Origin of the sequence: Streptomyces sp. NBC_00435, assembly GCF_036014235.1 — a bacterium.
Lineage (GTDB): Bacteria > Actinomycetota > Actinomycetes > Streptomycetales > Streptomycetaceae > Streptomyces.
This window is the reverse complement of record NZ_CP107924.1, coordinates 4,000,233-4,014,812: the sequence shown is the minus strand read 5'-3', so window position 1 is coordinate 4,014,812 and position 14,580 is coordinate 4,000,233. Positions and strand designations below refer to the sequence as shown.

Below are 14,580 nucleotides of genomic sequence, written 5' to 3'. Positions count from 1 at the left end.
CGTTCCTTGAGAACTCAACAGCGTGCCAAAAATCAACGCCAAAAGTTGATACCCCGTCCATTTCGGTGGATGAGGTTCCTTTGAAAAAGACCTGTGGGGTCACGGCTTCGGTTGTGATGCTTGCAGGCAATTACACAGCGAGGATGCAGTGGACGGTCGGTCTTATTCCGACATGACTGTCCCGCTCTAAGTGCGTGTGCACCCGATTACGGGTAAACATTCATGGAGAGTTTGATCCTGGCTCAGGACGAACGCTGGCGGCGTGCTTAACACATGCAAGTCGAACGATGAAGCCCTTCGGGGTGGATTAGTGGCGAACGGGTGAGTAACACGTGGGCAATCTGCCCTTCACTCTGGGACAAGCCCTGGAAACGGGGTCTAATACCGGATAACACTCCTGCCTGCATGGGCGGGGGTTAAAAGCTCCGGCGGTGAAGGATGAGCCCGCGGCCTATCAGCTTGTTGGTGGGGTAATGGCCCACCAAGGCGACGACGGGTAGCCGGCCTGAGAGGGCGACCGGCCACACTGGGACTGAGACACGGCCCAGACTCCTACGGGAGGCAGCAGTGGGGAATATTGCACAATGGGCGAAAGCCTGATGCAGCGACGCCGCGTGAGGGATGACGGCCTTCGGGTTGTAAACCTCTTTCAGCAGGGAAGAAGCGAAAGTGACGGTACCTGCAGAAGAAGCGCCGGCTAACTACGTGCCAGCAGCCGCGGTAATACGTAGGGCGCAAGCGTTGTCCGGAATTATTGGGCGTAAAGAGCTCGTAGGCGGCTTGTCACGTCGGATGTGAAAGCCCGAGGCTTAACCTCGGGTCTGCATTCGATACGGGCTAGCTAGAGTGTGGTAGGGGAGATCGGAATTCCTGGTGTAGCGGTGAAATGCGCAGATATCAGGAGGAACACCGGTGGCGAAGGCGGATCTCTGGGCCATTACTGACGCTGAGGAGCGAAAGCGTGGGGAGCGAACAGGATTAGATACCCTGGTAGTCCACGCCGTAAACGTTGGGAACTAGGTGTTGGCGACATTCCACGTCGTCGGTGCCGCAGCTAACGCATTAAGTTCCCCGCCTGGGGAGTACGGCCGCAAGGCTAAAACTCAAAGGAATTGACGGGGGCCCGCACAAGCAGCGGAGCATGTGGCTTAATTCGACGCAACGCGAAGAACCTTACCAAGGCTTGACATATACCGGAAAGCATTAGAGATAGTGCCCCCCTTGTGGTCGGTATACAGGTGGTGCATGGCTGTCGTCAGCTCGTGTCGTGAGATGTTGGGTTAAGTCCCGCAACGAGCGCAACCCTTGTCCTGTGTTGCCAGCATGCCCTTCGGGGTGATGGGGACTCACAGGAGACCGCCGGGGTCAACTCGGAGGAAGGTGGGGACGACGTCAAGTCATCATGCCCCTTATGTCTTGGGCTGCACACGTGCTACAATGGCCGGTACAATGAGCTGCGATACCGTGAGGTGGAGCGAATCTCAAAAAGCCGGTCTCAGTTCGGATTGGGGTCTGCAACTCGACCCCATGAAGTCGGAGTTGCTAGTAATCGCAGATCAGCATTGCTGCGGTGAATACGTTCCCGGGCCTTGTACACACCGCCCGTCACGTCACGAAAGTCGGTAACACCCGAAGCCGGTGGCCCAACCCGTAAGGGAGGGAGCTGTCGAAGGTGGGACTGGCGATTGGGACGAAGTCGTAACAAGGTAGCCGTACCGGAAGGTGCGGCTGGATCACCTCCTTTCTAAGGAGCACAGTACCGATTGCAGACAAATGTTCTGCACGGTCAGCTCATGGGTGGAACGTTGATTAGTTGGCACGGTTTCCAAAACATCCTGTAAGTACTGCTTCGGCGTGGAAAACAGTGATAGTGGCGGGGATCGTGCTTGGCACGTTGTTGGGTATCTGAGGGTACGGCCGAAAGGCTGTCCTTCTGCGATGCCGGCCCCAGTGAACTTCATCTTCGGATGGGGGTGATGGGTGGCTGGTCGTTGCTTGAGAACTACACAGTGGACGCGAGCATCTGTAGGCCAAGTTTTTAAGGGCGCACGGTGGATGCCTTGGCACCAGGAACCGATGAAGGACGTGAGAGGCCGCGATAGGCCCCGGGGAGCTGCCAACTGAGCTTTGATCCGGGGGTGTCCGAATGGGGAAACCCGGCAGTCGTCATGGGCTGTCACCCACTGCTGAACACATAGGCAGTGTGGAGGGAACGCGGGGAAGTGAAACATCTCAGTACCCGCAGGAAGAGAAAACAACCGTGATTCCGGGAGTAGTGGCGAGCGAAACCGGATGAGGCCAAACCGTATGCGTGTGATACCCGGCAGGGGTTGCGCATGCGGGGTTGTGGGAATTCTTTTGATCGGTCTGCCGGCCGGTCGGCGAGTCAGAAACCGTTGATGTAGTCGAAGGACATGCGAAAGGTCCGGCGTAGAGGGTAAGACCCCCGTAGACGAAACATCAGCGGCTTGCTTAAGAATCTCCCAAGTAGCACGGGGCCCGAGAAATCCCGTGTGAATCTGGCGGGACCACCCGCTAAGCCTAAATATTCCCTGGTGACCGATAGCGGATAGTACCGTGAGGGAATGGTGAAAAGTACCGCGGGAGCGGAGTGAAATAGTACCTGAAACCGTGTGCCTACAAGCCGTGGGAGCGTCGCCGTTATTCTTCGGAATAACGGTCGTGACTGCGTGCCTTTTGAAGAATGAGCCTGCGAGTTAGCGGTGTGTAGCGAGGTTAACCCGTGTGGGGAAGCCGTAGCGAAAGCGAGTCCGAATAGGGCGATTGAGTTGCACGCTCTAGACCCGAAGCGGAGTGATCTAGCCATGGGCAGGTTGAAGCGGAGGTAAGACTTCGTGGAGGACCGAACCCACCAGGGTTGAAAACCTGGGGGATGACCTGTGGTTAGGGGTGAAAGGCCAATCAAACTCCGTGATAGCTGGTTCTCCCCGAAATGCATTTAGGTGCAGCGTCACGTGTTTCTTGCCGGAGGTAGAGCACTGGATAGGCGATGGGCCCTACCGGGTTACTGACCTTAGCCAAACTCCGAATGCCGGTAAGTGAGAGCGTGGCAGTGAGACTGTGGGGGATAAGCTCCATGGTCGAGAGGGAAACAGCCCAGAGCATCGACTAAGGCCCCTAAGCGTACGCTAAGTGGGAAAGGATGTGGAGTCGCAGAGACAACCAGGAGGTTGGCTTAGAAGCAGCCACCCTTGAAAGAGTGCGTAATAGCTCACTGGTCAAGTGATTCCGCGCCGACAATGTAGCGGGGCTCAAGCGTACCGCCGAAGTCGTGTCATTGCAGCTATAGGGCCAACGCCCGCTGTGATGGGTAGGGGAGCGTCGTGTGCCGGGTGAAGCAGCAGCGGAAGCTAGTTGTGGACGGTTCACGAGTGAGAATGCAGGCATGAGTAGCGATACACACGTGAGAAACGTGTGCGCCGATTGACTAAGGGTTCCTGGGTCAAGCTGATCTGCCCAGGGTAAGTCGGGACCTAAGGCGAGGCCGACAGGCGTAGTCGATGGACAACCGGTTGATATTCCGGTACCCGCTTTGAAACGCCCAATATCGAATCAGGCGATGCTAAGCCCGTGAAGCCGTTCCGGACCCTTCGGGGAAAGGAAAGTGGTGGAGCCGGCGGACCAGACTTGTAGTAGGTAAGCGATGGGGTGACGCAGGAAGGTAGTCCAGCCCGGGCGGTGGTAGTCCCGGGGTAAGGGTGTAGGCCGAGGGGTAGGCAAATCCGTCCCTCATATAAGGCTGAGACCTGATGCCGAGCCGATTGTGGTGAAGTGGATGATCCTATGCTGTCGAGAAAAGCCTCTAGCGAGTTTCATGGCGGCCCGTACCCTAAACCGACTCAGGTGGTCAGGTAGAGAATACCGAGGCGTTCGGGTGAACTATGGTTAAGGAACTCGGCAAAATGCCCCCGTAACTTCGGGAGAAGGGGGGCCATCACTGGTGATCGGATTTACTCCGTGAGCTGGGGGTGGCCGCAGAGACCAGCGAGAAGCGACTGTTTACTAAAAACACAGGTCCGTGCGAAGCCGTAAGGCGATGTATACGGACTGACGCCTGCCCGGTGCTGGAACGTTAAGGGGACCGGTTAGTCACATTTCGGTGTGGCGAAGCTGAGAACTTAAGCGCCAGTAAACGGCGGTGGTAACTATAACCATCCTAAGGTAGCGAAATTCCTTGTCGGGTAAGTTCCGACCTGCACGAATGGCGTAACGACTTCTCGACTGTCTCAACCATAGGCCCGGTGAAATTGCACTACGAGTAAAGATGCTCGTTTCGCGCAGCAGGACGGAAAGACCCCGGGACCTTTACTATAGTTTGATATTGGTGTTCGGTTCGGCTTGTGTAGGATAGGTGGGAGACTTTGAAGCCCCGACGCCAGTTGGGGTGGAGTCGTCGTTGAAATACCACTCTGGTCGTGCTGGATGTCTAACCTCGGTCCGTGATCCGGATCAGGGACAGTGTCTGATGGGTAGTTTAACTGGGGCGGTTGCCTCCCAAAAAGTAACGGAGGCGCCCAAAGGTTCCCTCAGCCTGGTTGGCAATCAGGTGTTGAGTGTAAGTGCACAAGGGAGCTTGACTGTGAGACCGACGGGTCGAGCAGGGACGAAAGTCGGGACTAGTGATCCGGCGGTGGCTTGTGGAAGCGCCGTCGCTCAACGGATAAAAGGTACCCCGGGGATAACAGGCTGATCTTCCCCAAGAGTCCATATCGACGGGATGGTTTGGCACCTCGATGTCGGCTCGTCGCATCCTGGGGCTGGAGTCGGTCCCAAGGGTTGGGCTGTTCGCCCATTAAAGCGGTACGCGAGCTGGGTTTAGAACGTCGTGAGACAGTTCGGTCCCTATCCGCTGTGCGCGTAGGAATATTGAGAAGGGCTGTCCCTAGTACGAGAGGACCGGGACGGACGAACCTCTGGTGTGCCAGTTGTCCTGCCAAGGGCATGGCTGGTTGGCTACGTTCGGGAGGGATAACCGCTGAAAGCATCTAAGCGGGAAGCCTGCTTCAAGATGAGTATTCCCACCTCCTTGAGAGGGTAAGGCTCCCAGTAGACGACTGGGTTGATAGGCCAGATGTGGAAGCCCGGTAACGGGTGGAGCTGACTGGTACTAATAGGCCGAGGGCTTGTCCTCAGTTGCTCGCGTCCACTGTGTTAGTTCTGAAGTAACGAACTGTGTCATATCCGGTTGGTTAACTTCATAGTGTTTCGGTGGTCATAGCGTTAGGGAAACGCCCGGTTTACATTCCGAACCCGGAAGCTAAGCCTTTCAGCGCCGATGGTACTGCAGGGGGGACCCTGTGGGAGAGTAGGACGCCGCCGAACAAATTTTATGGGGAAGCCCCGTACCAGGTAACTGGTACGGGGCTTTTCTGCGTTCAGGGGTCTGGGAGAAATGCGGATGAGCCTGGGGCGGCCGGCTGGTTAGGATCCCGAGGTATGAACCAGTACGTGATCCGGCCGGTTCGGGCCGATGAGTGGGCGAAAGTGAAGGAGCTGCGGATCGCAGCCCTGCGGGATCCGGCGGCGCCGGTGGCGTTCCTTGAGACGCTTGAGCAAGCTGAGGGCAGGACCGACGAGTTCTGGCAGGAGCGGGCCGCCGGGGCCTCGACGGGGCGGCGGGTCCGGCAGTTCGTGGCCGAGGCGCCCGACGGGGAATGGGACGGGTCGGTGAGCGTGATCGTCGAGGACGCCGGGACGACCGACATCTTCGATGGGGCGATCGAGTGCACCCAGGGGCACCTCGTGGGCGTGTTCGTGCGGCCCGGGCAGCGGGGGAGCGGGCTGACCGAAGCCCTGTTCACGGCCGCGCTGGAGTGGATCTGGTCGCTGGAGGAGCCGGTACTGGAACGCGTACGGCTCTTCGTGCACGAGGACAACGCGAGGGCCGGGGCGTTCTACCGGCGCTTCGGGTTCGTGGCGAGCGGGAAGGTCGTGCCGATGCCGACCGATCCGTCCGCGAAGGAGCTGGAGTACGTGTTCACGCGACCCGCTTAGCGGACGGCGACGGGGAGGTCGGCTTCCGGCCAGCGGGAGCGGGCCTGTTCGCGGCTGCGGCACAGGGCGAGCAGGGGGAGCGTCCGGTCCTGGAGGAGCTGGGGGAGCTGCGGGATCGGGGCCACCGCGGCGACGTCGTCGAAGACCAGGGCCAGTGGTGGGTCGAGCCGACCGTCGGATGACCGTGCGGCCATGCGGCGGCCGTGCTCGACCACGCTGGAGGCGAGTGCGGTCAGCAGCGGCATCGCACCCGGGTGGGTACGGGGGTCTTCCAAGGGTTCGCCCACCACGTAGAGGGTGCCCCCTTCGGAGACGAACGATGCCAGGGCGAGGGAGTCGGTTCGGTTCGGGGTGCAGGATTCCCGGATGTGGATCGAGGTCAGGGCGTTCAGGGCGCGGGCCGTGAGGTGTTGGGCGAGTTCGCGGCGTTCGGAGTGGGCGGTGAGGGCGCTCTCGAGCTCGCCGGCCGCGCCGGGGGCCGCCGTTGCCGCCTGGGGGTGGGTGCGCAGGATGCGGACCGGTTCCTGGGCGTTCGTGCCCTGGGCCCAGCGGTGGAGCTGCTTGAAGGGGCGGTTGTCCAGGGCCGCGGCCTGGAGCCAGCTTCGAAGGAGCGTTTCCGCGGTGTCGGCGAGGGCGGTGTCCATGCGGGCCTGGGGCCGGACCGGGGCGAGTAGGGCGATGGCGCGGGCGGCGGCGGTGGCGCGGTCCGCGCAGCCTTCTGTGGGGCTCCAGTGGATGCGGGCCGGGGTGTCGCAGAGGTGGGAGGGGTCGTAGAGGAGGACGGGTCCCAGTTTGGCGCGGGCGTCCTTCGTCTCCGCCCAGAGGGCGGGGGAGGACGTGATGACGAGGATCGGGCCGGTCGCTGCCGCGATGGCTTCTGTGGCGGCGGTGTGACGGGCGGGCGGTGGGGCGTACGCGATGCGGTGGGGGGTGTGGGCCGGTGGCGGTGCCGGCACCGGTGCCGGTGGCGGGTTCGGTGCGGGGGCGTAGCCGAAGCCGTAGCGGTACGCCTCGTCCGTGGAGGGGGGTGCGGCGCCGTCGCCGGGGGCCCTGCCACCAGGCCCCCGCGCCTCAAACGCCGGCGGGGTTGAAGGGGGTGAGGTGGTGAGGGGCTGTGGGGCCGAGGCCGGTGGGGCTGGGGCGGGCTGTGTCGGCAGGGGGGACTGGGCCTTGGGGGAGGGGTTTCTTCGGTGGGATCTGGTGCGGGCGATGATGCCCAGGACGAAGATGGCCAGGACCAGGAGGATCAGGAGCTGGCTGATGAACAGGCCCCAGAACAGGCCCCAGTTCGAGAGGGCCTCGGGGGGTGTGTCGGGCCAGGCCGCCGGGATGTCGTGGGGTTGGGCTATCAGTGAGCGGACCGCGGTCGGGGTGCGGGTGAAGGTGACCGTGGACGGCCAGGAGCCCTTCGTGAAGAGCGCGGCGAGGCCGGTGGCCGTCCAGGTGAGGACGGCCAGGCTGAGGAGGAAGGCCAGGAGGCCGACGAGGAGGCCGTCTGGGATGCCGCCCGGGGGGCGGCGGTCCGTGGGGTCGGGCATGTCAGGCCACCGTTGTTGCCGAGCCACCGCCGTTGCGGTGGCGTTCCATCAGGATGGCGCGTTCCTCTGTCTCCAGCTCGGCGGCGAGGAGGTCGTCGGGGAGACGGTGCTGGGCGGAGGACTCGGTCATGGCGCGGTCCGTGAAGACCAGGGGGCGTTCGGCTTCGGTGATCAGGTGTTTCACGACTTGGACGTTGCCGTTCACGTCCCAGACCGCGATGCCCGGGGTGAGCGTCGGGATGATTTCGACCGCCCAGCGGGGTAGGCCCAGGACCCGGCCCGTGGCGCGGGCCTCGTCCGCCTTCTGGGCGTAGATCGTGCGTGTTGAAGCCATCTTGAGGATGGCCGCCGCCTCGCGGGCGGCAGCGCCGTCGACCACGTCCGAGAGGTGGTGGACGACGGCTACGAAGGACAGGCCGAGGCGGCGGCCGAACTTCAGGAGCCGCTGGAACAGCTGCGCCACGAAGGGGCTGTTGATGATGTGCCAGGCCTCTTCGACCAGGAAGATGCGCTTCTTGCGGTCCGGGCGGATCCAGGTGTGTTCCAGCCAGACGCCGACGATCGCCATCAGGATCGGCATCGCGATGGAGTTGCGGTCGATGTGGGAGAGGTCGAAGACGATCAGGGGGGCGTCGAGGTCGATGCCGACGGTGGTCGGGCCGTCGAACATGCCGCGGAGGTCGCCGTCGACGAGGCGGTCGATGACGAGCGCGACGTCGAGGCCCCAGGCCCGGACGTCGTCTATGGCCACGTTCATCGACTGGGCCGATTCGGCTTCCGGGTGCCGCAGTTGTTCCACGATGTCCATCAGGACCGGTTGGCGGTCGCGGATCGTGTCGACGACGTAGGCGTGGGCGACCTTCAGGGCGAAGCCCGAGCGTTCGTCCAGGCCGTGGCCCATGGCTACTTCGATGATGGTCCGGAGCAGCGCGAGCTGACCGGTCGCGGTGATCGCCGGGTCCAGGGGGTTGAGGCGGATCCCGTCGTCGTTGGCGGCGATGGGATCCAGGCGGATGGGGGTTATTCCCAGCTGCTGGGCGATGAGGTTCCACTCGCCGACGCCGTCCTCGCCCTGGGCGTCCAGTACGACGACCTGGCGGTCCCGGAAACGGAGTTGGCGTAGGACGTAGGTCTTCTCCAGAGCTGATTTGCCGTTGCCCGACTCGCCGAGGACCAGCCAGTGCGGGGCCGGGAGCTGCTGGCCGTACAGCTGGAAGGGGTCGTAGATGTAGCCCTTGCCGCTGTAGACCTCACGGCCGATGATGACGCCGGAGTCGCCGAGTCCGGGGGCGGCGGTGGGCAGGTAGACGGCCTGCGCCTGGCCGGTGGAGGTGCGGACGGGCAGGCGCGTGGTTTCTACCTTGCCGAACAGGAAGCTGGTGAAGGCGTCCGTCAGGGCGGACATGGGATCTCGCATGGGCGGCCATTCCCTCCAGCTAGCGTCGGATGCCGGTGGCGAACGGCAGGGTGTTGACGAAGGCGCGGTGGTGCTCGCGGTCACACCATTCGAGCTTCAGGTACGACTTGCCCGCCGAGGCGCGGATGGTGCGCTTGTCGCGGGCGAGGGCTTCGGGGGAGCGCGAGGAGACCGTGATGTACCCGACCAAGTTGACCCCGGCGGCGCCGCTCGCGAGGTCTTCGCCACGCTGGTCGAGCCGGCCGTGGGCGGCGATGTCGCGGGGGTCGACGGTGCGGTTCATCTTGGCGGCGCGGCTCGCGTCGGCCTCGTCGTTGGTCTTCTCCGTGAGCATCCGCTCGATGGCGATCTCGGTCGGTTCCAGGTCCATGGTGACGGCGACCGTGCGGATCACGTCGGGGGTGTGGACGAGGAGCGGGGCGAGGAAGTTCACGCCGACCGGGGTCATCGGCCATTCCTTCACCCAGGCCGTGGCGTGGCACCAGGGGGCGCGGGTGGAGGACTCGCGGGTCTTGGCCTGGAGGTAGGTGGGCTCGACGGCGTCGAGTTCGGCCGGCCAGGCGTTGCGCTTGGTCATCGCCTGGATGTGGTCGATGGGGTGGTCCGGGTCGTACATGGAGTGCACGAGCGAGGAGAGGCGGCCCTGGCCGAGCGGCTGGCGGACCCGGATGTCGGCTTCGGCGAGGCGGGCGCAGATGTCGGTGAGTTCGCGGGCCATGACGATGGCGAGACCGGCGTCGCGGTCGAGCTTGCGGCCCTTGTGGGGGGTGGCGGCGCGGGCGATGGTGTGGGCCTCGGCGGCGAGTTCGCGGGTGAAGTGGATGCAGGCGACGAGGTACGCGCGGTGCTGCTCGGAGGAGGTGGACACCATCGACTGGAGCTGGTCGTACGAATCGCGCAGCCAGACGGGGGCGTTGGTGTTGCCGCGGGCGGCCACGTCCTTGTCGTGGGCCTCCGGGTCGGCCGGCAGGGTGCGTACGAGCATCTGGAGACGGGTGACGAAGCCGTCGCCGTTGGCCACGTGCTTGAGGAGGGTGCCGAAGCGGTCCACGAGGGCCTCCTGGTCCTCGCTGTCGCGCAGGCCGACGCCGGGGCCTTCGATCTCGATGGCGGCGGTGACGGTTCTGCGGTCCGCGTGGAGGAGGACGGCGATCTCGTCGGGGCCGAAGGGTGCGGCGAGCCAGTTGATGCGGCCGATGCCCGGGGGCGGGCCGACCTCGACCTCGCGGCCGTCGGCGGCGCGGATGCCGGCTTCCATGGTGCCGGAGCGGAACGTCGTGCCGCGGCGCAGGGTGCGCTTGTAGCTGCGGTTGATCTCGAACCAGCGGTAGAAGGTGCGGCCGCGGTAGGGGACGTAGACGGCGGCGAGGGCGAGCATCGGGAAGCCGGCGAGGGTGACGATGCGCAGGGTGAGGGCGGGGACGAGCAGTCCGCTCATCATGCCGAGGAACGCCCCGGCGATGATCAGGGCGATCTCGCCGGTCTCGCGGTTCTTGCCGACGATCGCGTTCGGCCGGGCCCGGCCGATCAGATACGTGCGGCGGGGCGCGACCGGGTGGATCTGGTGGGACTGGGTCGTCACCGCCCGTCACCTCCTGTTTTCCTCGTGCTGGAGCCCGTACGGGGCGGGGGTGCGGCGGCGGGGCCGGCCGCGCCGCTTCCGCCGCCGGAGCCGCGGCTGCTGTGTGCGGCCATGCCTCCGGAGATCTGGTTGGCGCCGCCGCCCGCGCGGTGGGCACCGCCGCCGCCACCTCCGCTGCCGCCGCCGCGGCTGCTGTGGGTCTTGATGCCCTGGGAGACGAGGGAGGCCGGGGAGCTGATGACGGCGGCCGCCTGGGCGCCGTCGGTGGCCTTGCTGCGGTTGGTGCGGGCAGAGGCGATCTCGTCGCCGAAGCCGGGGACGAAGCGGTAGATCATCGCCGAGGCGAAGATCGCCAGGAGGATGATGGCGAGGCCGGAGACGACGGCGGAGAAGGCGTTGGGGCCCTTCTCGCCGGCCAGGGCCCCGGCGAGGCCGAGGACGATGACGATGACCGGCTTCACGAGGATGACGGCGATCATGATGCCCGCCCAGCGGCGGACGTGGCCCCAGAGGTTGCGGTCGACGAGGCCGGCGTAGACGACGGTGCCGAGCAGGGCGCCGACGTAGAGGAGCGCGGCGCGGATCACGAGCTCGAGGCAGAGGATGCCGGCGGCGAGGACGGTGACGAGGGCGACGACGATCAGCATGATCGGGCCGCCGCCGATGTCCTCGCCCTTCTTGAGGGCCTCGGCGAAGGAGCCGAAGAAGACGTCGGTCTGGCCGCCGGTGGCGGAGGCGATGACTTCGGTGACGCCGTCGGTGGCGGAGACGACGGTGTAGAGGATGAGGGGGGTGAAGGCGGAGGCGAGGACGGTGAGCCAGAGGAAGCCGATGGCTTCGGACATGGCGGTGGTGAAGGGGACGCCGCGGATGGCTCGTTTGGCGACGGCGAAGAGCCAGAGGACGAGGGTGAGGATGGTGGAGGCGGCGAAGACGATGGCGTACTGCTTGAGGAAGGCGCCGTTGGTGAAGTCGACGTTGGCGGTGCCGTTGACCGCCTTGCTGAGTTCGCCGACGATCCAGGCGGCGGCGTCGGCGCAGCCCTTTGCCAGGGAGGAGAGGGGGTTGAGGGCGTCTGCGGGGTCTGCGGGGGTGAGGCCTGTGCGGGGGGCTCCGCCGGTGGTGGCGCTGCCGCGTTCGCAGTATTCGCGAGCCGGCCCCGCGATCAGCGAGCAGGGGTCATTGCTTGTACTCGCCGACGGCGACGGCGACGGTGTCGGCGTGGGTGAGGGTGCGGCTGTCGCGCGGGCGGCGAGGAGGATGACGGCGCTCTGGACAGCTGCGGCCGTGGCACCGATGCCGCGGAGCGGGAGCTTGCGGCTACCGGGCATAGGTGAAGCCTCCGAATTCGGTGACGGCGCGGCCGATCTCGTCGGAGGTTGATACCGGGTTGTCACCGGTCACCGGGGTGGGGCCGTCCTTCTGGGCGGTTTCGACGACTTTCCAGTCGGACCCGTTCCATTTGAGGGTCAGGGAGATGGTGAACCAGCCGCTGGTGACAGGGCGGGTGGACTTCTCACCTGTCAGGCCGAACATGCCGATGCACCAGACGTCGACCGAGGCGGAACCGCCGGAGAAGTTTGTGACCTTGGCGCCGGCAGGTACGGTCCGGTTGACGAACGTGGATCCCGTTGGGGCGAGGCCGTCCTTGGTCAGACCGATCTGGGAGAGCAGGCCGGCGGAGTAGTCCGCATCGAATCCGCTCTGCAGCTTCGTCCGGGTGCTGTCGTCTGCGACGGCGTCGACGATGGTGTGTCTGCGCGCGGGATTGAACATGCCGTCAGAGCCCAGCGCGACGGCATAGTTCGACGCAGCGGACTGGGCACCCTGCTGGTCCTGCGGGAAACCTGAAGGTAGCCCGGACGACTTGCTCCCCACCGGCGGGACGCCCGTGGCCGCCGTCGGGTTGGTGGCCGGGGGTTTGTCGGAGGCTGGAGGGGGTTCCGGGGTGTGGGACTGGTTCGCGAAGGCGATGGCTGCGATGAGGAGGACCGCTACGCCGACGACCGTGATCAGGCCTCTGGAGGCGCGGGGGGTGCGGCGGGGAGGGCCGTAAGGGTCCGAGGACTCCGGGAAGCGGGTACGGGTCTGGCCGGTGCCGCCGACCTCGCCGTGGCCCGCGCCGCCGCCACCGTACTGGTCGTCGGTGCTCATTCGGTGTTCGCCCCCTCCGCGTCGTACGACGGTAGCGCTGGTATCCGCGCAGGCGCGGCGTGGTGAGTCCTCATCAGGGCTCTGGCTAGACGGCCATTCCGTAGACGATCGTGAAGAGGGTGCCGAGGGAGCCGATGATGAAGACCCCGGTCAGGCCGGCCACGATGAGGCCCTTGCCCTGTTCCGCGCTGAAGGTGTCGCGCAGGGCGGTCGCGCCGATGCGCTGTTTGGCGGCGCCCCAGATGGCGATGCCCAGGCACAGCAGGATCGCGACGGCCATGACCACCTCGACCATGACCTTCGCCTCGTTGCCGAGACTGCCGAACGGCCCCCAGTTCGGGGCGATTCCGCCGATGATGGTGGTGATGTCGCCTTTTTCGGCTGCCAGGATCATGTAACTCACCGCCCCTGTATGGGTAGTTCCGGTGCCCCGTGCCCGGACGGCAGGGGTCACGCACTATCTTCCCTGATGAAACCGCCGTCGGATGTCGACTTGACTGCTCTCTTTACCCGATCTGTCGCCCCGGGCGCCGTCCGTGCGTCCTGACCTGGGGTCGGGCGGCGTGTGGGGGAAAGAACGTATGGTCACTCTGTGTATCACGAGGGGTGACCCCGGGCAATGATTGTCGTCCCGGCGTACGGGGCGCCTGCTCAGGGGGCGCCGTTCGGCGCAATGGGCGGGTGTTTCGTTCGACCATCCCGATGATGTTTGTCCGACATTCCGTCAGTCTGTCCATCCGCACGCAGGGTTGCGGGTGATGCTCCAAGTGGCTCGGTATACGCAGACATGAGGAGTGGGTGACGGATGGGTCGCTTGGGCAGGGCTGGACGGCGGGCGGCGTGGTTGGCCGGTGGGTTGGCGGTGCCGCTGGCACTCGTGTTCACGGGGGTTTCGGTCCCGGTCGCGGTGGCCGCCGGTGGTGGTCCCCATGGCGGTACGTGTGCGGTGCCGCGCGGGGACGACGACGTGAGGGCGGCGCCGGGGGGCGGTGTCGGGTGTCCGGGACCGCGTGGTCCGAAGGGTGAGCGCGGGCCGAAGGGCGATCGGGGTTCGAAGGGTGAGCGCGGGCCGAAGGGTGATCGGGGGCCGACCGGTCCGTGTTCCGACCTGGACTCGGTCAAGGCGCGGAACGACCAGGAACTCAGTGCCGCGCTGAGCAAGGGGAAGGCGTACATCGGTCGGCGGAGCGTGTCCGGGACGACGGTCGGCCCGTACTACTGGAAGGACCTCACGACGCGGGCGAATCCCGGTTTCCCGCGGGACGCGTGCGCGGTGTCCATCACCTACACCGATGACCGGGCGTACGTGAAGGTGCTGACGAACGGTGGGGACGTCTCGGAGATCTTCTGCGACTACTCGGCGATGGGCGTCTTCTGCCCGCTCGGCTGGCAGTCCGTCGCCAAGCCGTGACGGCCGGCTTCCCCGCCGGTGCCGCGCCCGGGGCACGAGCCGGGCGCGGCACTCGTGGGGAAGCGGGCCGCCAGGGGGGCGGGGGAGTGGGGTGGGGTTACGGGGCGTAGATGTTCGAGGCGAACGGGGCGAACTGGGTTTCGCCGGAGTGGATGACGGCGACGACCGGTCCGGTGCACCAGCGGCCGCTGGTGATGAAGACGGGGGCGTCGGTGTGGTTGGTGACGGCGGCGGGGCCGTTGTGCAGGATGCAGCCGGACGGCTCGTGGATCGGGTAGCCGTTGATGACCAGGTCGCCCGAGGACGCGTGCGCGGAGCCGCCGAGGCCGATGACGAGGGTGGCGGCGGCCGCGAGGGTGCCGAGGGTGGTGGTCGGTCGTCGCATGCTGGGGAACCTCCAGTGGAGCCGTCCGATGACGATCATCTTCCGGTTGCGTGGCTCACCGTATTGGGTCAATCGCGT

General features: G+C 65.2%; 9 protein-coding genes and 3 rRNA genes. 5 read left to right on the top strand and 7 right to left on the bottom strand.

Annotated elements, in window-relative coordinates:
- The first annotated feature begins 219 nt into the window (after positions 1 to 219).
- The 4 genes from OG389_RS18380 to OG389_RS18365 all read left to right on the top strand — a co-directional run bounded on the left by OG389_RS18380 (position 220) and on the right by OG389_RS18365 (position 6,015).
- Positions 220 to 1,744, top strand: a 16S ribosomal RNA gene (locus tag OG389_RS18380).
- A 284-nt stretch (positions 1,745 to 2,028) separates the two neighbouring features.
- Positions 2,029 to 5,152: ribosomal RNA gene (locus OG389_RS18375) — 23S ribosomal RNA — on the top strand.
- 73 nt (positions 5,153 to 5,225) lie between these two features.
- Positions 5,226 to 5,343: ribosomal RNA gene (gene rrf / locus OG389_RS18370) — 5S ribosomal RNA — on the top strand.
- The 16S, 23S and 5S rRNA genes sit together here, the layout of an rRNA operon.
- A gap of 114 nt (positions 5,344 to 5,457) precedes the next feature.
- Positions 5,458 to 6,015 carry a GNAT family N-acetyltransferase gene (locus tag OG389_RS18365; RefSeq protein WP_328299577.1) on the top strand — a complete coding sequence of 186 codons (558 nt, stop codon included), beginning with the start codon at positions 5,458 to 5,460 and terminating at the stop codon, positions 6,013 to 6,015.
- On the opposite strand, the gene OG389_RS18360 is transcribed toward OG389_RS18365, so the two are convergent.
- The 6 genes from OG389_RS18360 to OG389_RS18335 form a co-directional block, all read right to left on the bottom strand.
- The gene (locus OG389_RS18360; protein ID WP_328299576.1) at positions 6,012 to 7,553 is read right to left on the bottom strand and encodes a type VI secretion protein; all 1,542 of its coding nucleotides are present in this window, start codon (positions 7,551 to 7,553) and stop codon (positions 6,012 to 6,014) included. The two genes, OG389_RS18365 and OG389_RS18360, sit on opposite strands and share 4 nt — an antisense overlap.
- A 1-nt stretch (position 7,554) precedes the next feature.
- Positions 7,555 to 8,970 (bottom strand): ATP-binding protein, encoded by a 1,416-nt coding sequence (locus tag OG389_RS18355; protein ID WP_328299575.1) that lies wholly within the window; start codon positions 8,968 to 8,970, stop codon positions 7,555 to 7,557.
- 19 nt (positions 8,971 to 8,989) lie between these two features.
- Positions 8,990 to 10,552 carry an SCO6880 family protein gene (locus OG389_RS18350; protein ID WP_328299574.1) on the bottom strand — a complete coding sequence of 521 codons (1,563 nt, stop codon included), beginning with the start codon at positions 10,550 to 10,552 and terminating at the stop codon, positions 8,990 to 8,992.
- A complete protein-coding gene (locus OG389_RS18345) occupies positions 10,549 to 11,883 on the bottom strand; it encodes a hypothetical protein (protein WP_328299573.1) in 1,335 nt (444 codons plus the stop codon). Before OG389_RS18345 ends, OG389_RS18350 begins: the two co-directional genes overlap by 4 nt.
- Positions 11,873 to 12,706 (bottom strand): hypothetical protein, encoded by an 834-nt coding sequence (locus tag OG389_RS18340; protein ID WP_328299572.1) that lies wholly within the window; start codon positions 12,704 to 12,706, stop codon positions 11,873 to 11,875. Before OG389_RS18340 ends, OG389_RS18345 begins: the two co-directional genes overlap by 11 nt.
- A gap of 85 nt (positions 12,707 to 12,791) precedes the next feature.
- Positions 12,792 to 13,100 carry a hypothetical protein gene (locus OG389_RS18335; protein ID WP_136213834.1) on the bottom strand — a complete coding sequence of 103 codons (309 nt, stop codon included), beginning with the start codon at positions 13,098 to 13,100 and terminating at the stop codon, positions 12,792 to 12,794.
- Between the two features lie 795 nt (positions 13,101 to 13,895).
- Between OG389_RS18335 and OG389_RS18330 the strand changes: the two genes are divergently transcribed.
- Positions 13,896 to 14,117 (top strand): hypothetical protein, encoded by a 222-nt coding sequence (locus OG389_RS18330; RefSeq protein WP_328299571.1) that lies wholly within the window; start codon positions 13,896 to 13,898, stop codon positions 14,115 to 14,117.
- Positions 14,118 to 14,214: 97 nt separating this feature from the next.
- Here OG389_RS18330 and OG389_RS18325 read toward each other — a convergent pair whose 3' ends face one another.
- Entirely contained in the window at positions 14,215 to 14,502 is a 288-nt protein-coding gene (locus tag OG389_RS18325; RefSeq protein ID WP_328299570.1) for a hypothetical protein, read from the bottom strand.
- Positions 14,503 to 14,580: the final 78 nt, after the last annotated feature.